At 50.2% G+C, this 19,391-nt stretch carries 19 protein-coding genes; 3 read left to right on the plus strand and 16 right to left on the minus strand.

The features are described 5' to 3' along the window. Nucleotides 1-16: 16 nt before the first annotated feature. The 8 genes from BMX45_RS28515 to BMX45_RS28550 form a co-directional block, all read right to left on the minus strand. Nucleotides 17-550, minus strand: coding sequence for a hypothetical protein (locus tag BMX45_RS28515; protein WP_090913920.1), 534 nt, complete (start codon nt 548-550; stop codon nt 17-19). Nucleotides 551-830: 280 nt separating this feature from the next. Then, entirely contained in the window at nt 831-2,117 is a 1,287-nt protein-coding gene (locus BMX45_RS28520) for a Gfo/Idh/MocA family protein (protein WP_090913922.1), read from the minus strand. Between the two features lie 24 nt (nt 2,118-2,141). Next, nucleotides 2,142-3,029, minus strand: a complete 888-nt coding sequence (locus tag BMX45_RS28525; protein WP_090913924.1) for a carbohydrate ABC transporter permease — start codon at nt 3,027-3,029, stop codon at nt 2,142-2,144. A 20-nt stretch (nt 3,030-3,049) separates the two neighbouring features. Further along, entirely contained in the window at nt 3,050-3,940 is an 891-nt protein-coding gene (locus tag BMX45_RS28530) for an ABC transporter permease (protein WP_090913926.1), read from the minus strand. Between the two features lie 84 nt (nt 3,941-4,024). Continuing rightward, complete coding sequence (locus tag BMX45_RS28535; RefSeq protein ID WP_090913930.1) at nt 4,025-5,749, minus strand: extracellular solute-binding protein; 1,725 nt, start codon at nt 5,747-5,749, stop codon at nt 4,025-4,027. 122 nt (nt 5,750-5,871) lie between these two features. Further along, nucleotides 5,872-7,215, minus strand: coding sequence for a response regulator (locus tag BMX45_RS28540; protein WP_090913932.1), 1,344 nt, complete (start codon nt 7,213-7,215; stop codon nt 5,872-5,874). Continuing rightward, nucleotides 7,215-8,963 carry a histidine kinase gene (locus BMX45_RS28545; protein WP_090913934.1) on the minus strand — a complete coding sequence of 583 codons (1,749 nt, stop codon included), beginning with the start codon at nt 8,961-8,963 and terminating at the stop codon, nt 7,215-7,217. The genes BMX45_RS28540 and BMX45_RS28545 overlap by 1 nt, the downstream gene beginning before the upstream one ends. A gap of 192 nt (nt 8,964-9,155) precedes the next feature. Beyond that, a complete protein-coding gene (locus BMX45_RS28550; protein WP_090913936.1) occupies nt 9,156-9,938 on the minus strand; it encodes a phytanoyl-CoA dioxygenase family protein in 783 nt (260 codons plus the stop codon). A gap of 123 nt (nt 9,939-10,061) precedes the next feature. Between BMX45_RS28550 and BMX45_RS28555 the strand changes: the two genes are divergently transcribed. Further along, a complete protein-coding gene (locus BMX45_RS28555) occupies nt 10,062-10,943 on the plus strand; it encodes an AraC family transcriptional regulator (protein WP_090913938.1) in 882 nt (293 codons plus the stop codon). Between the two features lie 165 nt (nt 10,944-11,108). Here BMX45_RS28555 and BMX45_RS28560 read toward each other — a convergent pair whose 3' ends face one another. Beyond that, on the minus strand, nt 11,109-11,591 hold the full coding sequence (locus BMX45_RS28560) for a hypothetical protein (protein WP_090913941.1): 483 nt from the start codon (nt 11,589-11,591) through the stop codon (nt 11,109-11,111). A 194-nt stretch (nt 11,592-11,785) separates the two neighbouring features. Here BMX45_RS28560 and BMX45_RS28565 point away from each other — a divergent pair, with 194 nt between their 5' ends. Both BMX45_RS28565 and BMX45_RS28570 read left to right on the plus strand, forming a co-directional pair. Continuing rightward, nucleotides 11,786-12,436 (plus strand): hypothetical protein, encoded by a 651-nt coding sequence (locus BMX45_RS28565; protein WP_090913944.1) that lies wholly within the window; start codon nt 11,786-11,788, stop codon nt 12,434-12,436. 59 nt (nt 12,437-12,495) lie between these two features. Next, nucleotides 12,496-12,981 carry a hypothetical protein gene (locus tag BMX45_RS28570; RefSeq protein ID WP_090913946.1) on the plus strand — a complete coding sequence of 162 codons (486 nt, stop codon included), beginning with the start codon at nt 12,496-12,498 and terminating at the stop codon, nt 12,979-12,981. Nucleotides 12,982-13,090: 109 nt separating this feature from the next. On the opposite strand, the gene BMX45_RS28575 is transcribed toward BMX45_RS28570, so the two are convergent. The 7 genes from BMX45_RS28575 to BMX45_RS28605 form a co-directional block, all read right to left on the minus strand. Then, a complete protein-coding gene (locus BMX45_RS28575) occupies nt 13,091-13,540 on the minus strand; it encodes a DUF1569 domain-containing protein (RefSeq protein WP_090913948.1) in 450 nt (149 codons plus the stop codon). 109 nt (nt 13,541-13,649) lie between these two features. Beyond that, the gene (locus BMX45_RS28580; RefSeq protein ID WP_254778336.1) at nt 13,650-13,898 is read right to left on the minus strand and encodes a hypothetical protein; all 249 of its coding nucleotides are present in this window, start codon (nt 13,896-13,898) and stop codon (nt 13,650-13,652) included. A 137-nt stretch (nt 13,899-14,035) separates the two neighbouring features. Continuing rightward, nucleotides 14,036-14,686 (minus strand): RNA ligase family protein, encoded by a 651-nt coding sequence (locus tag BMX45_RS28585; protein WP_090913950.1) that lies wholly within the window; start codon nt 14,684-14,686, stop codon nt 14,036-14,038. 15 nt (nt 14,687-14,701) lie between these two features. Continuing rightward, nucleotides 14,702-15,667 (minus strand): AAA family ATPase, encoded by a 966-nt coding sequence (locus BMX45_RS28590; RefSeq protein WP_090913952.1) that lies wholly within the window; start codon nt 15,665-15,667, stop codon nt 14,702-14,704. Between the two features lie 258 nt (nt 15,668-15,925). Further along, complete coding sequence (locus tag BMX45_RS28595) at nt 15,926-16,480, minus strand: DUF4181 domain-containing protein (protein WP_368087186.1); 555 nt, start codon at nt 16,478-16,480, stop codon at nt 15,926-15,928. Between the two features lie 28 nt (nt 16,481-16,508). Then, entirely contained in the window at nt 16,509-17,636 is a 1,128-nt protein-coding gene (locus tag BMX45_RS28600; protein ID WP_090913956.1) for a GntR family transcriptional regulator, read from the minus strand. A 119-nt stretch (nt 17,637-17,755) separates the two neighbouring features. Further along, entirely contained in the window at nt 17,756-19,348 is a 1,593-nt protein-coding gene (locus BMX45_RS28605) for an ABC transporter substrate-binding protein (protein ID WP_090913958.1), read from the minus strand. Nucleotides 19,349-19,391 lie beyond the last annotated feature (43 nt).

A 19,391-nucleotide genomic window follows, 5' to 3' on the forward strand; every position in this document is an offset into this window, starting at 1 on the left:
TGGATCTTCGGTTCTATTACTTGCCGGGTTCAGCTTCGTCATCCTGACTTCCCAGAACTTCTGCATCGACAAGAAGAACCCATTGGTTGGTTTGGTCGTAACCGGATACCTCGGCCACCACACGATATCGAGGGTATATCCATTCGGGAGGGGTACCGGCTTCCAGAGCGGAGGTATCCGTCAAGCCGACCGCATGCGGCTCTAGCAAATGAATCAAAGTGCCTTGCGGAAAAAAGGCCTCGATCCAGCCTTCTACTCGTGCGCCGATAGGAAACATGCGCTGGATCCGCTGCCAGTCCTCCATCCCGGCCAGAAGCTGCTTCTGCCAGAGCTCTTCGAATGCAGCTTGACTGATTTCTTCATAATAGGGTTCTTTCGGATCAAGTGGATGCTCCGCCAGCAAGAAATGACGGGACTCATGCTTTCGGTTCGACGTGATCCAGCTGCCGTCCTCATCATGAACCATCTGCCTGTAAGCCGTTCCATCGTGATCCACTTCAAAATACCAGGTCCCCATTCCCGGTTCCTGAACATCTTTCAGATATTTCAAAAATCGTCCTCCTATCAGCTGAGCAACTGTTCAAGAAATTCGGTCAAGTTCCTGTAGCGGCTCTCGGCCCGGCTGGTCGTATGCCATCGAGATTTCCTCCTGATCATCCGGCTTTCGGAGTGCCTCTTCCATTCTAGATTCAGGTTTATGGACCGTATGATTGTTTATTGATATGGCACCCGGTTTATTTTATCATATCCAGGTGCTTGGGGGCGGCGTCTTTTCTTTACTATATCAAACAAGCCTGACTGCGACTGCAATCAGGCTTCAAGGTCTAACATTATTTCCCTGACATCGTTCTGATCGGCTCGCTGAACTGCTGCGCAAACTCATTTAGATTGATGATCCTTCCATCCACTCTCGACTGTTCAGCCGCGAATGCCATAAGGTGGCTTTGAACGGAACGGCTTGCCGATGTAAGTCCTTGATTGTTTCCTCCCGTCTGCACCAATCGCAGAAAATCCTTGATCAGACCCATATCTCCGCCGCCGTGGCCGACATGGCCGCCCCGGTCCGCAAAAGAAATTCGCTCGACCTTCCCGCTGCCAAAGTGAATGATCTCTATTTCGTTCTTCTCCATGGCTCCGCGGATTTCCCCGCGGGTTCCCATCAGCTTGATCGTGCGGCTGACATCTCGCGTAAACGCGCTCATCGTGAAGGCGACCGTCACGCTGTTGGCAAACTCCATATTGACGACCTGATGATCCACCACGTCATTGTCGCAATGGTATACGCATCTGCCGTACGGCCCCTCCAGCAGCGCTTGATATCGGGCATCATAACTCATATCGTCGCTGATCGCCGAGGTCGGCCAATTCGTGTCCTCGGTCAAATAATGATCAGGTGCATAATAGAGGCACTCATCCGAGACCGGACATCCGTCCAGGCAGCGCTTCGGTGCGCCTTCCGGTGCCTGTGCAGCCGTAAAATGGCTCAAGGAGCCGAAGGAGGATACCCGGACGCAATCCGAATCGGCAAGCCAGAGCAGCATATCAAGATCATGGCAGGACTTGGCCAGTATCATGGGGCTGGAATCTTCCGCCCGCCGCCAATTCCCCCGCACAAAGCTGTGCGCCTGATGCCAATAACCCACGTTCTCGTTATGCTGAATCGACATCAATCGGCCGATAGCCTCACGCTCCAGCAGCTCCTTGATGGTGGAAAAAAACGGCGCGTACCGAAGCACATGACAGATCGAAAATACCAAACCGGCCTGCGAAGCCATCTCACCCATCCGGATGCACTCTTCGGGATCCGGAGACATCGGCTTTTCCAGAAGCACATGGTAGCCGGCCGCAAGCGCCCGCATTGTCGGCTCGAAATGCTGCTTATCCTGGGTACAAATGAACACGGCGTCCGCGACCTTGGGTGCTGTAAAAAAATCATTCCAATTCTCGAAGCATGCCGCGTCTTCAAGCCCATGCCTTTCTTGAAACTGTTCCCTCCGCTGCCGATTCGGTTCTGCGACGGCGACCACCTCCATCTCAAGGGGATGCTGCAGGGCATATTCCATATAATTGATGCCCCGCAGTCCGGCTCCGATCAGGGCGACCTTCACTTTATTCATCCGTTTCCTCTCCCTCCGTAGGTCTTATTCTTTCACGCTTCCGACCGTCATCCCTTTGACAAAATACTTCTGCAGGAACGGATACACGACCATGATCGGCAGTGCGCCCATGAAGATTTGGGCCGTTCGAAGCGTTTTTTCGCTCAAATTCTCCATCGCCTTGATCTGTTCGATCGAAATCGAGGTCATTTGGGAATTGATCGACATAATGAGGGTGGACAAATAGGTTTGCAGCGGGTATTTTTCCGGCGAATTCAAGTACAGGATACCGTCAAACCAAGAATTCCAGTGCCCCACGATGGTGAACAGACCGATTGTCGCAATGGACGGCAGCGAAACCGGCAGGTAAATTCGCCATAATATTCTCCAGTGTCCCGCACCGTCAATCGTTGCCGCTTCTTCCAGCTCCTTCGGGATGGTCCTGAAGAAGTTCAGCATCAGAACCATGTTCCATACGTTAAGCGCTCCAGGCAGAATCAAAGCCCACACGGAGTCGATGAGTCCGGTATTCTTCACGACCATGTACGTGGGAATCAATCCCCCGCCGAAAAACATCGTTATGGCAAAAAACCACACATACGGCGTACGGAACTTAAATTGATGATTCGATTTCGATAATGGATACGCCGTTATGAATACGAGAAGCATATTCACCGCCGTCCCCAACACGACCCGGGTAAGCGAGACGCGGAACGAACGGAAAAACTCTACCTTTTCGCCCAAGTACCGGTAAGCATCCAGGTTAAAGCCCACGGGCCAAAGTCTCACTTCTCCCGCCATTGCGGCCGTATTCGAGCTTAGCGAAATCGAGAGCAAATGAACGAACGGAATGATACCGAGCAAGGTGATGAGGGACAGCACCAGCGTATTCGTGATTACAAACAGCCTTCTGCTGATCGTTGGTTTATGCATCTTCCTACCTCCACTCCGGCCTAAAAGATCCGATAATTGTTATATTTGTAAGCCGCATAGTACGTCACGGCCACGAGCGCCAGAGAGATGACGGATTTAAAGAAACCGACGGCGGCGGCAGGACCGAACTGCTGGCTGAACATGCCCAGTCGATAAACGAAGGTATCAATGATATCCGCCCCTTCATAAACCGTCGGGTTGTACATGATCAAGATCTGCTCGAAACCTGCGTTAAGAATGCCGCCAAGGCTCAACACGCCAAGCAAAATGAGAATCGGCGCCATGCCCGGCAGCGTGATGTGAATCATCTGCTTCCATCTTCCGGCTCCGTCTACTTCCGCTGCCTCATACAGCGTCGCATGGATTCCGGTGATGGCTGCAAGCATGACGATCATGTTGTAACCCATCCCTTTCCATACATCCGATCCGATGACGATCCCGCGGAACCAGTTATTATCCAGCATGAACATGATCGGCTCCATATGGAGCGCGCCCAGAAGGCCGTTCACCGGACCATTCAAGGAGAACAATTCGATGATGACGCCGCCGAGCACGGTCCAGGACAGAAAGAACGGCAGGAAGATGGCGGATTGGATAAAGCGCGAAAACCATCTTCGCGTGACTTCGTTGAGGAGCAGTGCCAATATCAGGGGCACCAGTAAAAACAAAACCATTTTAAATACGGAAATCACGATGGTATTCCACAGAACCTGCTTGAAATCGGGCAGTTCGAAGACATAGTGGAAATTATCGAAACCGACGAAATCCGAGCGGAAGAATCCTGCCAGCGGCTCGAATTGCTGAAAGGCCATCACAAGGCCGGCCATGGGCCCGTATGCGTAAATCAACGTGACAATGACTCCCGGCACCAGCATCAAATGCAGCAAATATTCTTTTTTCAGCGTTCTCACAGATGAAACCTCCCCGTCCATTTCAAACGGGAGGAGTCTGCCGGCTTCCTCAAGGGCTTCTCCTCCCGCTTTATCAATCCAAGATTATTTGGCGCTCTGCTGGCCGTACCAATCATTGACTTCCTGGGTGATCTGATCCCCGCCCAGCGATTTCCAGCTCTGAACGAATTTATCGAATTCGTCCAGCGAGGCCCCCATGACGATCTTGGTGAAGGTTTCCTGCATCAGCTTATCAAGCTGGGAGCCCTTCTCGACTTGCGTTGCCGTTGGCAGTCCGTAGAACTCGTTATTTACGTAAGCTTGATTCTCTTTGATTTGCCGCGTCATGCCCCAGCCGCCGTCTTTCGCCGCCCGGCTGAAATACTGGCCCCAGTTTACGCCTTTCGAGGCATTCGCGGTATTGCCTGCAAGATAATCCTTTGCCGCCTTGAAGACGTCCGCCACATTTTTGTAGTTCTCGTCATCCAGCGTGATTTCCGTTTGGTTTGCATCGAGAGCCTTGTTTACTTCCGTATAGATCGTTTCGATTTGAGCCGGATTATAGATCCGTGGGTTGAACCAATTGTAGACGTATCCTTTTTCCGCTTTATTCTGGTCCATGTATTTCTTGTTGCCCATCTCGATGTAGAAGTTGATCATTTTGATGGCGGCTTCCGGATTCTTCATTTTTTTGTTCACGACCACGAGTTTGTTGCTGCGGATTTTGGGTACCATGGACTTGCCCGGCCCGTCGAGTCCGGGAATCTGAAGGGCAATCCAGTCTGCCTTGGGATCCTTGTCAACATTCAGGTTCAACGGCCAGTTCGGATACCACCATTCCCCGTAAGAAATGCCCACCTTGCCTGCCGTAATATCTTCTACGGACTTGTTCTCGTCCTTCAAGGCGAACTCTTTGTCCAGAATTCCCTCCTTGTACCAGGACTGCAGCTTGCCCAGCGCGGTCTTGACTTCCGGTTGTATGAGCCCGGGGATCAGCTTGCCGCTGTCGTCCTTGATCCAGGCCGATTGATTGTCCCCGATGGAAGGGTACGCGCCAAATCCATTGAAGAAGCCCCTCAGGTCAAAGCCCCAAAAGAACAGATTCTTTTGCATGGCGATACCATAGGTGTCGTTTTTGCCGTTTTGATCGGGATCCTGCTGCACAAAGGCTCTGGCAATCTGCTCCAGCTCATCCATCGTTTTCGGCGCCTGCAGATTCAGGTTATCGAGCCAGTCCTTGCGGATCCAGAGCAGCTGGGTGGACAGGAACGGATCCTCGAAACCGGGAATCGCGAGCAGCTTTCCGTCTGAGGTAAACGTCTTCATCGCAAAGCCGCCGTCGGATTCCATGTATTTTTTCAGTGCCGGCGAAGCGAAGTCTTTATAAGCTTGGGTGAGATCGGCAAGCATGTCCTGCTTCTTCAGCTTCTCGAAGTTCTTCTGGTCCAGCTCCATAATGTCCGGCAGGTCGGCCGAAGCCATGGCTAATGAAAACTTTTGCTCGAACTGGCTGGAAGGCACCGTCCATTTGTACTGGACTTCAATATTCAGCATGTCTTTGAGATCTTTGAAATAAGCATTCTGTTCGGGCGTGATCCCTTGCGGCGTCCGCGGGTCCTCGGGCGGATTGTAGCCAAGCACTTGCGTGACCGTTACCGTTTCAGGATATTTGCCGAGAGGATCCGGCGGCGTCGTATTGGAGTTCGCCTCCTCGGCAGAGGTTTTGTTCGGTGTCCCCTCCGATTCGTTCCCCTGATTCGAGCATGCCGCCATTACCGACAGCGTCATCGTGCTAATCAACATCATTTTCGCTAGTTTGGTCCATTTCATGATGGCTATATCCCCCTTGATCTGGCATATTCTTGATATCCGTGCTGCTTAGATATCATTATAGATTCCGCGCGAAAGCGCTATCAATTTTAAGTTTTTTACATCGCTTTCACTTTTTTTACTTATTGGGTATTTCGGTATTCCTGCGGGGTTACGCCCATCTTTTTCTTGAAAAATGTCGTGAAATACGACGGGGATTCGAACCCGAGCCGCACGGCAATCTCTTGTAATTTCATGTTCGTATGCTGCATCAGATGAAGCGCCCCCTCCAGCTTTTTCGTCTGAATATACTCCAGCAGATTTTGACCCGTCAGCTGCTTGTAGTAGCGCGAAAGATAGGATGGGTTAAAATGCACTTCCTCCGCTATGGCGGTCAACGAGACGTCCCCGGATATATGCTCCAGGATGTACCTGTGAATCCGGTCGATCACATCGAATTTCATGTCATCCTGCCTTAACGGGCTGTTTCCATGTATCATCGCTTCGTGTTCCTTGGCCTTTTCGATATCGGCAACGACCATCTCTTGTCCCAGCGCCGCCCTGCTGAGCAGCATGGTCCGCAAAGCATGAAGCTGCTCTCCCGCCGTGTTCCATTGGTGCAGAAGATTGCCCGATATCCCGAAAGATACCTGAACGCCAAGCAGCTCTTCGCACTCATTTTGCACCTGCTCCAGGATGCCCCTCATATACGACATCATGCCCTGCCAATGAAGCACATCTTCCCGCTCAAACCTCCGATAACGGTCCAGAAGCTCCTCGCCCGGCTGCAGCAGCCATACCAGCAAGTCTTCATCCAATACGGCATGCTCGCAGGCAAACGAGCTGGGCAGGTCGTTGATAAACATCATCTGAACGGCTTGCACCGCATTCTTCGTCTTGGCCTCCGGAGCCATTCCGATCCTTCCAACGAGAAGGAATGCCAGCCGATTTGCGTCGATACCGAACCCCACCTCTTCATAACGGGGCTGGGACAGCAGGGAACTCAGGGCTTCCCCTTTCAATGCCTTTTGTATGAGTTCGCGCTTGAGCAGAGGCTCGGCCATTTGAAAATGCATCTTGGCCTTTTCTGCCTGGATTCTGCGTCGGTTCTCTTCATCCAGCCTGGAGGAAGCCTCTTGGACAGCATGAAAGATCGGATCGATCCCTTCGGTTTTCAGGATGTAGTTATCCACGTTCTTGCGCAGGGCTTCGTGCACATATTCAAACTCGCTGTAACCGGTCAGAAAAATGATCCGGCAGTGCGGCCAATAGTACGTAATTTCGTCAATCAGCTGAAGCCCGTTCTTATGGGGCATTCGTATATCGCTGACCAGGATGTCCAGCTTCACTCTCATGGCGATCTCCACCGCTTCCTTGGCGGAATAGGCTTTCCATACATCCAGGTCGTATTGCGTTTGTTCCTGAAAAAGCTGAACCAAGCCGTTCACGATGACGGGCTCGTCGTCCACGATCAACAGTCTGTACATCACGATGCCTCCTCTGATTCATGAATCATAATGATCAAATCCACCTTCAAACCGCCATGGACGCTGCGCGAGACGGATAATCCGCTGCCGGGCCCATACTTGAGCTGAAGCCGGTTGTTCACGTTGACTAATCCGGTCTGCTCCACATGCTTCGAATCCATGTCAAGCTTGCCGCGAAGACGCTGCAGCATCTCATTCGTAAGCAAATTTCCGTTGTCCTCCACCGTGATACGCAGTCTGCCCTCCCGATAATCAGCGATGATGTACAGCATGCCTTCCTCCATGCCATCCTCGAATGCATGCTCGAACGCATTCTCCACGATCGGCTGAATGATAAGTCTCGGTACGGTGATACCTTGCGGAATGTCCGCAAATTCCCTATGCTCATATGAAATCCGGTTCGAGAAGCGAATGCCCTGTATGTCGCAGTAATCCAGAGCATGCTTGTATTCTGTATAAAAAGGCACCTCGTCGGAGCCGCTTCTCGTGATGTACTGATAATAGCTGCCGAGCTTTTGCGAGAGCTCCGCCGCACTATCCGAATCTCCGACCTTGCACATCATATACACATTGAAAAAGCTGTTATATAAAAAATGCGGGTTAATTTGGGATTGCAGCTGCTTCAGCTGCGAGTGCTGCAGTGCTATTTTTTGCTCATAGTTTTCTTCGATCGACTGTTTAAGCTTCAAGGCCATCCTGTTGAAACCGTTAAACACGTAATGAAACTCATCCTTGGTTCTGGACTCGATCAGGATATTCAAATTATCGGTTTCGATCATATGAAAGGCTTTAACGAGCTTGGACAATGGCCTGTGGATCATCAGATTGACCGAGAACGAATAGAGCACCATCACAATCACGGCAAGGATAAACAGCATATAGAACCAGGTAATGAATTGGCTTATGGGGCGGGTGATTTCATTCTGATTCACGTACATGACCAAGGACAGATCCAGCGAGCCGACTTCATTCTGAATGATAAAATAGTCTACGCCTCCCAATTCCCCCATCTCCGGCGCATTTCGATCCGTATCCGGTTTGTCCAGGATATGATTCAAGATCTCTGTTGACTCATCGGCTGCAGGCGCCGTCGTCAAGATGGTGCTGCCTTCCCTGCTCCCCAGAAGGACTTCAGATTCTGGATACAGCTTGGCGATTTCGCTTAAAGCCCCGAGCAGCTTGGGCCGGGAAATCTCGATGTATGACCAGACAGCCCCGTTGTTTTCGGTTTCGATCAGAAAGATCCGGTCGCCGCTCCTATAGTATGAAGGCTTGGGCATGACCGCCATCATGGACGATATCCGTTCCATTTCCTTGTTCGGGGTATTGGTCACTCCCGTCGTGGTCGAGATCGTTTTCCCGACATCCTTCACGTACACGCCGGCACTCACGACGTATTCGCTGGAAACCATCAAGGTTGCCAACCGATCCCTGACCTGGTCGATGAGCTCCACCTCTTCGTAATCCTCAAGCATGCTGCCTCGGAAACTAAGCTTCTGCAGATCCTTGTCATTTAACAGCTGCAGCTGCAGATTCCGGATAAAATACATTTCTTTATCGAGCTGCCTGGAATAGAAGGTGGCACCCGCGGCCGCGGAGTTCAAGATTGACTCCTTGGTGACGGACATCCCCTTATAATTCAACCAAATATTCATCGAGATGAGAGGAAGCAACAATAGGATAAATACGATGACGATTTTTTGATAAACAAACCATTTCGATGCTTTGCCCGCAGCCTGAAGTTTCATGCTTTTCCCCCAATTCGTTATCACTCGATCCATTATCATCTAGTATAGGGGGGCCGGCTGGCATTACAACGAATTATTTTTACATATTAGGTGCAAACATGACCGTCATGAGTTCCAGGCATAAAAAAAAGCCCCGTAAGGGGCTTTTAAGCTGGTTTATCCTTCAGCACAGGTACCGGTGCTGTTATGTGGTCATTTCGCACTGATGATTTCATACTTCGGCTTCACATTGTTAAAATCCGGGTTGGTTCCGCTGACCATTAAGCCCATGCCCCAATCGAAGTGAACATCAGCGGTCGGCACATCCGAAGCATCGCGATATTGGAACAGGATGTTTCGGCGCGTACGCTCGCTCCGGTTCACGTCCGACCCATGGATGGTCAGGTAATTGAAGAACAATACATCGCCTGCCTTGGCCGGACATGGAGTCCCCGAAGATAAAGGATGCTCTTTATGGTTCAAATAGTAAGCGCCGACATGCGGCAAAACGCCCTGTTTATGAGAGCCGGGAACGACGCAGAGGCAGCCGTTCTCCATATCGGCGTCGTCGAGATGAACGCTGGCAGCAAGCATGGTGTGGTCCCGATGAGGGAAATACGGATAATCCTGATGCATGGGGAATGCGGCCCCGTTAGAAGGGGGCTTAACCAGCATTTTGGAGTGATGCAGCTGCACGTTCGGTCCGATGATCCCGTTCAGCACTTCGGTCATTCGAGGATGGATCGCGGCACGCATGAAAGCGGCATCATGATATTGCACGTCGTGAAATCCTTTCAGAACCAGCTTCTTCAACTGTTCAGGCGGCAGGAAATCGCCCTGCCAGGCATGGTTTTGATCCGTTTTGGCGCGTGCCGCCCTTTGGATGATCCCTTCAACGGCCGTTCGCATATCTTCGACTTCCTGTTGATTATAAACGCCTCGGACCAGCAGATACCCATTTTCTTTGTAAAATTGCACATCCTTCTCCTCCATCATCGCCATGCACCCTCTCGATATTTTATGGAATATCTAGTTTAATTATAGTGAGGGCAAGCGGGATCGTATTTGCACAGGGAAGACGACGTTTTGCAAAATTACGCCAGAGGGAGCTGTACAGCCTTGTACCATTGGAGCAAAAGCGAGGAACGGCTTAATCGTTATGCAGGTCGGTTAGAAGGCGAGAGCCTCTCGTTCCTTGTCCATTACTGGGGAACCGTTCGTCATTTGACGGCCAATTCCTTGCATCGGCATTCTTTCGTTGAAATTTGTTATGTAAACGGCGGAACCGGCGTGTATCTCGAAGGCGACAGGACATACCCCTTATATCCAGGGGTCGCTTTCTGTACACGTCCAGGTCAGCTCCATCAGATCAAGGACGTTCACGATCTGAATCTGTTGTTCGTTGCATATGACGCGATGGAGAAACCATCAGCCACCGATGTTACGGCGGCATATTTGGAAGCGGTTCGTCGATGTACCGTTTGGATCGAGTTTGCCGGCGAATCGCCGGCCATCCAATTATGGAAATCCATGCTGGTTCGTTCGGAAGCCGATGATTCGCTGCCTGCTTCGCTTCTGCCCAAACTTGCGCATGCGCTGCTCGAATCCTTCCCTGCCCTGTTCGGAGCTGCCCGCAACCTCGATGCGGCTCCGAGCTACTCAACCACGGTGCAGCTTGTCCAAAGGGCCAAACTGTACATTCGAGACAATCTAAGCGGAACGTTATCCTTGCCGGAAGTGGCGACATACCTCAACGTGTCCGAGCGGCAGTTGTCCCGCTTGCTTGCGGGCAGCATCCATGAATCCTTTTCGTCCATGGTTCGAACCGAACGGATCCGGGCAGCCGAGCTTCTGCTGCAGCAAACCCATGATCCTATCAAGCTGATTGCGGAACGAACCGGATTCTCTTCCGTTCATTACTTCACAAGGCTGTTCACCCAATTCAAAGGCATCTCTCCGGCGGCTTATCGTGCCAAATGGTTCTTAGGGGCGGATCATTGAGCAAGAGCCGCATCTCAAGTATATTCCAAGCAAACGAGCAGATTGGTCTGCTCGAAGCGCGCCGGTCCTCAAGAGATTCCCCCTCTTCCTGCAGATCACGCTGTGCCTCTTCCGACACAAAGCCAATGTCATCCAGCAGTCCATGGATCTCCGGGAAGCTTAATCCTAATTAGGGGAATCCGCGTCATTGACGTATCGCTTCATTCTCTGTTCGAATACCATATGATACCGGAAGGTCCGTGGATATCGATCTTCGCGAAGCTTCTCGGACAATACCGACTGACCTTCCTGATAACGGACCGCGAACTCACATTCATCATAGAATTTGCGGGATAGCCGGCGAAGCTCGTGATCTTCGCCCTGGCTTCGCCAACCCATCTGGATCATATCCAGCTGATCCAACGGATCGCGATACGTGTCCAGCACGATGCAGGAAGTCGGGCCCTCCGTCTCCTGGAATACCAGAACATGGCCGGTGTTCACCGGACTATCGAAATACCGCTCATAGATCTCCTCTACGGGAACCGCTATGCCAAGCCGGTCCATCACGGCCTTAAAGTTAGGGTGTACCCTATACTCGTCAGACACCTCATCCGGATACCATATGAGTTCGGAGATCGAAGCCGTTATATTGAATTCATATTTCATCTCTTGCCTCCTCCTTGCCTGCTGCAGAATCCACGTCCTATCCGTATTCGTGATAACATCTTCCGTTCGTTTAATGGATTCTCTCCATACGGGATATTCTACCATATATCAAAACAGAGATAGACTTCCCCGCGCTTAACCGCGATGACTCGGCGTGTTATAATTCGGTTAACATGCTGGAAGGGATGAAATGAATGCAGAAACTGGAAGCGGCTTTAACTAGATTCATAGAACAACAGGACTTGTATAATCGGGATTTCGGACTCTTCTCCGATCATGAAATACGGAAGCGGTCCGAGGTCCGGCTGCCGCCCGTGGATGACCGTATCACGCTGTCCCCTGAACTGGCTTATCTATATAGCCATTACGAGATGATGGACGCTAAGGCGGAAGGAACCCATAAAATGAAAAACGCAGCGATTGAGATCGGCGAATCGGCTGTCATCTACTTTGTTTCTCCCGAGCATCTGGTCCGGCAGCAAATGGGCTATCGCTGGATTAGCGATAAGGGGGAAACCGTAGAATCGAGCAATTGGCCATCTCATCACGTTGTCGTTGCCAATGTGAACGATGATCCGCTTATTGTAGATGTCCAAGCCAGTGGTTCACCCGTATATGCCGCTTTCGAAGGTGGCGAGCCTAAGCTAATCACGAATTCGCTTGCGGATTGCTTTCACGCGCTGTCCATCCTCATTGAAGGCGCTCTGCTATTTCAAGGTGAAACCAGCGACGAAGAAACTTATGAGACGAAGCCGGATTTTCTCGCTCATGTGATGCCGTCACTGTCGGATCTTTTGGGAAGCGAGCATATGAACGCCCTGCTGGAATATTTATCGCTTCGATAAACGAAAAAAGGCTAATATGACATTCTACATAATCGAATACAATAGACAAGGAGAATCACATGCCGGGAACGATCACATTAATCCGTTATAACGGAACCGAAAAACACGCGCTAGCAGAATCCAACGCTTTCGCCACGCGAACCGAAGTCAACGGAAAGCCGCAAATCATGCTGTGGTTTGAAACGGAAACGGAGACCGAACCGCTTCAGGTTTTCCCGGATCCGGATGAGCTGCTGAGCAATCCAGACGCGGAACTTACGATTTATCTGGATACGCTAAAACTGAATGAGATTGCACCGCTGGAATTTACGCTTGCCCGGGGCTATAACGAGAACTCCAGAAGCCTGGATGCAAGACTCTATTATTTTGAACACCAAGAGGTAAATGATAACCGGGGACGTATTGAGTATAGAGGAAATGGCGTATTTTACGTATATTGGACTGGAACGACGATGGACGTCAATTATTATGATGGCAGTAAGCCGGATACCCGGCTAGAGCTGGAAGGCGAGTTTACTATGGAGAAATACGAGGAATGGTTATAAAGAAAACTACATAATTGCAGCAAAACCCTTCAACCTCGTAGAGCCAACCTTCGTAGTCATGGCTCTACGGGGTTACATCCGTATCCACATTGCATAGGTTTCTTGAGCCTTAAACGCCAAACTGTTTCAAGTGATGGTCCAAATGCTTGTATAAACCCCTCCCCCATTGCTCTGAGGTCAGTTTACCGAAGAATGGATGAGGGTGCGTGGTACATTTCTCAGGTCCGTTCTTTTGGAATGCAATCAATTTTTCTTTCAATTGTTCTCTTTCCGTTTCAAATTCTCTTGGATCCGCAATCAAAATATCCGGAATCGTCGACATATTGCGAGGTAACGGTTTTTCATTATAAAACATGGGCTTCGCGAAATTCCCAACCAGCCTACCTAGCCAGCCTCTTGGCGGGTTTGTGATGCCCATGGCGATGTCTTGGAACGCGGAGCAGTGAGACAGCATTTGGGCAGCATCCATTTTACCCCATATCGGCTGTGATTGAGGGCTTAATGTGTCGATTCGGTTTAATATTTGGGTCATATCGAAATGATTGAACATATTATTCATGTTTGTCTCTCCCCATAATGAAATCCATGTTGAAACACCTGATTATATGATAGCTGACTCATCTACGGGACATTTCTTTTGGATTGCTTTCTTGTGAACTCAGACTCCCCTACAACCATCTCATAAAAAAACCTTTGGTAATTTTCACATGACTTGCTTGTGCCCATAGTTCAAGCTGCTCGATCCCTTCAGTCTGATCCTCCACGAACTGAAAACATAGCTTCAAAGGCACGATTCTACGCCCTTTCGGCTTGATCCCGATCACCGGTTTCCTGTCCTGGTTGATGAGTAAACATGCCACGGAATCTGCGTTCATTTCTTTTCCGTTTATCATGATTCCGTCTTGATGCATTCTCATCACGCCCGGTTTCATAATAAAAAAAGCCCCGATTTTAACGGCAGCCCATATCAGTGCTATGTATCCACATCATTTTATTAAAAAGCATTTAGAAATTACATGATCAACACCTCATATTCTAAAAATAAATAAAAAACTTACTTACCGTTCAAATCTCCTGCAACCAAATGATTCGCTTCCACTGGTTTGCTCAGCCAATGCTCGTCGGTTTGAACATGATTCTTGCGGACGTACTTGGCAGCGCTATGCTTAAAATCGTCATATGCAAATGCGGAAGCCAGCCGAACCACATAACCTTCCTGTTCACCGCCGCAGCAAGATCGCTTCGTATAACAAGCCTTGGCAGCATCCTCGTCCCAGATGCCCCGGTACAAGACAGGAACCGTAACCAGCCCCAACCGATCCGCCCATTCCTCCGTCTCATCCCATGACAGGCACACATTCCACTGATTCCACACGGAAAACAGCATGAAGTAGGACGGCAGCGCCGAATACGAAAGCGAATGTTTGGCATAGACGTTTTCCCCGCAGAGACGGTATCCCTCCGGAATCAAATACTTGATGCCCCCATGCAGCGTCTTGACATAATGACGGGAAGGATGATCTTTGCTGTCCAGGGATCTAGCGTGAATGAAATCGGGGTACATGGTGGTGTTCTCCCCATCCATTTTCTCGGTAATGACGACCTCCTGCCCCTTAAAATGGCCGGTATTCCGCAAAATCTTATCGTCGTCGGTATAACCTCTGGACCAGGGCAGATGCATCGTTCTGGGATATTTCATTTTCATCGTTGTTCACCTCCCTTACTTGCCGAACGTATCGGCTTCTGCGAAGAAATACAGCTGAGCCAGCAAATCCTCGCCCAACAAATGGTAAATCTTAGATGCGCCGGCATCGCCTCCATGCAATATTTCCATATGGAAGCTGACAAGTTGGACGACATGAAGCACAAATTCATCCTTATACCCAAGGTTTTTCAAGGTATGACATGCCATGATGGCCGATACATGCTCATGACCATAATAGGAATAGTAACCTCGAGCCTGCTTCCATACTTTGCAAAACGGCTTGCCCGCGTCATGGAACAGAGCCGCTAATTGCATAGCCAGCAGATGATCGCCTTCACCTTCATAGCAATTTTGGATGTATTCCAGCACGGCAAACGTATGCTCTGACAACGTTCTCGAATGGAACGGATTCTCTTGATCAAATCCCAGCATCGTTTGAAAATAGGGGGATTGCGATAAGTAACCGAACAACTCATCGTGATCCGGCCTGCGATTAAGCAGCTGTTCCAAATCCTCTCTTGCCAGCTGAGTTTCACCAGCCTCATGAACGAGATGCAGATCGACAAACCCTTCACCCATGACCGGGAATTCAAGATTCTTGGCATACTTGGTCATGATCTTCTCATCTAGCCGGCGTTTTCGTCTCTTGACCCTTTCCAGGGCTACTTCATAAGGAGTCGTGCAGATATGGCACTCCACCCGTCGATCGCCAAACCGTTTCAGAAATTTCTGTCTTCGTTCCCGGCTGACATTCGTTGCGTCGAATACGACGTTTCGATCCGACTTCAGCGCCTCTTCGATTTCGGCGAAAGCCTCGTCAAATACCAAATACGTATTTTTCTGTTTCGATTCGCTACCAAACAATCTTTCGCGTATCGCGTCCGTCGCAACCAGAACGGCCCGCTCGCTTTTGCACAATTGTTTGGCATAATGGCTTTTTCCGCTGCCGGGTATCCCGACCAGCATATGAATCGTACTCATGATATTCACCTCCTTTCGCAACTGTCTTATCATGGTGTCATGGTGTAAACGAAAGCCGTCCTTCCAAATAATGTACCACGCTTGCCCCTTGTACGAGTAAGCAAAGAATATGTATATTCAACTTTTACATACCGAACAAAAACGGCTCGATGCATTTGTACCGTTGACTGAACGAGACAACTATTATGACGGCAGCCATCGGAATACCCGGATGGAGCTGGAAGGCGAGTTTGCGTGTGGAGAATTAAAGGGGGGGCTTTAGTAATCGAAGGACCTATCGGGGCCTTGAACTAGTAGAATGGCTAGCAGCAAGATCGTGAATGAAAACAAGAATGCCGCCAATAGAAATGAGACTTGATGACGTCTGCTATCCCTGATATATGTCCATTCCATATAACCACGAAAGCAGTAGAGTACCGCGAACATGAACGGCCAGATCGGGTTGGGCCGGCTTTGATCCATTATCCACACAAGTACCAAGATCGGAATTAACAACACCCATGATCCTATTAGGTACCACTTATTCGCATGTGTGTCACGCATATCTTCTTCGCCTACATCAATGATTTTCTCCAAGAACCATCGGCCCACGATAATAGCAAGGACGATACTTGAGTAGACCCACTCCATGTTCATTCTCCTCTCGCTGCTGCAAAATACTAACCCCCTAAACACCATTATATCTGAACTAACGCTCGAGAGCCGAATGGGTGAAACGACGGATATGATGAACAAGCTGCAGTGCAAAAGGATAATGAACAACTGTTGGATTTCATCGCATAAATAAAAGCCGATTGCCTGCAGAAAATGCATCCGCAGACAATCAGCCTTTATGCCGAATCTATTTGCCCGATCTTGCTTTCGGAGCAGGAGCGGTCGTATCCCGCTCCACCAGCTTAACAGGGATCAGCGCCCTGCCCGGTGTCGGTTTCCCTCGATCCAGCCAGTTTACGACATGCTCGGCCGCTTGGCGGCCGATCTCGTAAAAGTTCTGCTCGACGGTAGTCAGAGGGATCATCACATGCTCCGTGACCGGATTATTATCAAAGCCTATGATGGAGATATCGTCCGGAATGCGGATCCCCCTCTCCAAACAGAGGTTTAACAGGTTGGCGGCAATCAGATCATTTTCCGTCTGAACGGCCGTCACTCCCTCCGTCTTGTAAGAGTCCAGCAGCTCGTTATAAAATTGCTCCACGCCGACCTTCTCCCGGTAACCCTTCATGTTCAGTCTGATATAACGGCTGTCGAGGGGAAGCCCGTGGTCCTTCAGCGCTTGGCAGTATCCGAAATACCGGTCGCGCACCGACGAAGTGGATTCAATGCTGACCGCGGTCAAAAACGCAATTTTTCGGTGTCCAAGTTCTATCAATCGGGATACGGCTTGATAAGAGCCGCTCCAATTATCCGAAACGACCGCCCCGAGCGGGAGGCTGTCAAAGTATTTATCGATGGTCACGATCGGATAATCTTCAAGGCATAGCCGATGCAGGATATCGTAATTCGTATGATCGTTCCGCGGGTACAATATAATGGCCGCAATGCCCTTTCGGGTCAGCATCTCTAGGAGATCGCGCTCCTTCTGGGAGTCATAATCGCTCTGATGAATGCTTAAATAGTAGCCGTTCGCGTTCAGCCAGTCCGAAGCGCCGCGAATATACCCCATCGTACCGCGGTCGTCCTCGGAAGGCAGGATCAGCGATATCATTTTTTCCGTTCCAACTGACCGCTGCTCCTGACCCCGCTGCCGGGGTTTGACAAAGCTTCCGCTTCCTTTGACGCGGTAGATGAACCCGTCCCGCTCCAGCTCCTCGAGCGCTCTTCTTGTTGTAATGCGGCTCACGCCGAAAGCCGTACTCAGCTCGGCTTCGGTAGGAAGCTGGGCCTCGGAAGGGTACAGGCCGGATGAAATTTTCGATTTTAGCTCGTCCATCATCACGCGGTACAGCGGTTTATTGTCTTTGGTCAACTTGGTTCTCATCCCATCTTTATCTATTTTCCGGTTTGATCTAGTCCAACTAAAATTATAGCGTTTGCATCATTGGCATGTAAACCGCCCCGATCGATCATGCCTGCGTCCCGTCATGGTTACTTCACATTCGTATAGCGTTCATACTGCGCCCTTTTGATTTCCAGGTAACGCTGGGCTCCCATTTTGTCCAAGGTCTTCACGTAGTTATCCCAATCCGTGTCCAGACTCGCTTTACCCGTAACAAATTTGACCCGCATCTCCTCCATATATTTATTGATGTCGGTCAGAATCGCGCTGGTTTGGTTGGCTTCGTCATCCGTGGGAACAAAATCCGGCCAAAGCTCTTTAGGAGCCAGCTCATCCAGCTCGGCAGGATCCGCTTTGATCTCGTCAGCGACCGTCGTCCCGCGAGCCGCCATCCGCAGATAGTCGTCAGGTTCAACATAAGGGTAATAAGCGCCATACACATTATCAACATATTGGAAGGCACCCAGCTGCACGCCGCCCTTGTAATTCAATATGTCGTCCTTGTATTTCGGTTTGCCGTCCACCAGTTCGTAAGTTTCTCCTTCCAATCCAAAGGTAGCGAAGTTAATCCCTTCTTCACCGTAGAAATAATCGATCCACTTGATGGTTTCGACCGGATACTTGTTTTTGTTGGTAATTACGAAACCGAAGATCCCTTTGGCTGGTGGTCCCAGCACCCCCGCGACTTTATCGCCGTTCGGACCTTCCAGGGCATGAATGCCCACATAATTTTCAGCCGCGTCCTTTCCGATATATCCCGGCCCTTCCCATACAAACGAGCCGATCAAATTGTTGGAGCCGTCCGTAGACCATTTGGCATAATCGTAGCCGGTCGTGAAATTCTGCTGAGCCAACGAGCCGTCCTTGTACAGATCGCTCATATATCGCAAGAGCTCCCTGTATTTCGGATCGTTGAACGTCGTCTTGACTTGTCCGTCCGTGTCCTTATAGAGATACTGCCCGAAAGCCTTGGCGCCGCCTTCACCCATACCGAAGCTGCCGGCCAGAAAGCTCTCCAGGAAGGTCCAGTACTGCGATTCAAGCACCCAGCCGAGACGGGAGCTGTCCTTCTCTCGAACCTTCATGAGCGCTTGGCGGAACTCCTCGGTCGTCTTGGGCACTTCAAGCCCCGCTTCATCCAACCAATCCTGATTAATATACAGGCGAACGGAATTGAATGCTTTCGAGAAATCGACGTAGGGAAGAGCGTAAATATGTCCGTCCGACATCGTAATCGCTCCTCTGATGTCCGGATTGTCCTTGAGCAGCTTGTTTAAATTCGGCGCATGCTGTTCAATCAAATCCTCGAGCGGAACAAACAAGCCCTGCTTGCCGTATTTCATCAGCTCGTCGGTGCCGAAGGCAATGCGGTAGAACGCATCCGGCAGGTCGTTGGAGCCGAGCATGACATTTTTCCTCTCGGTTACGGCGGAACCGGCCAGCTCCTCAAACTCAACCTCAATACCGGACATCTCCTCGTATTTTTGCCACATCCATAATTGATCGGCTGGTGGATGCACATCGGTATATCCGCGTTTGACGATTCTTAGCTTGATGTTCCCGGGGTCTCCGTCCGTTCCGGCTGGTTCCGGCTCCGCCTTTCCCCCTGATCCGCCGCAGGCGGAAAGCGTCAACGAGCATGTCAACATGAAAGCAAGCAAAAGATTCATTCTTTTTCTCATAAATCCATATCCCCTTTTTCCATGATTATGAGTTCCAAGCGGT

It is taken from the genome of Paenibacillus sp. cl141a (assembly GCF_900109305.1).
GTDB classification, from domain to species: domain Bacteria; phylum Bacillota; class Bacilli; order Paenibacillales; family Paenibacillaceae; genus Paenibacillus_AQ; species Paenibacillus_AQ lautus_A.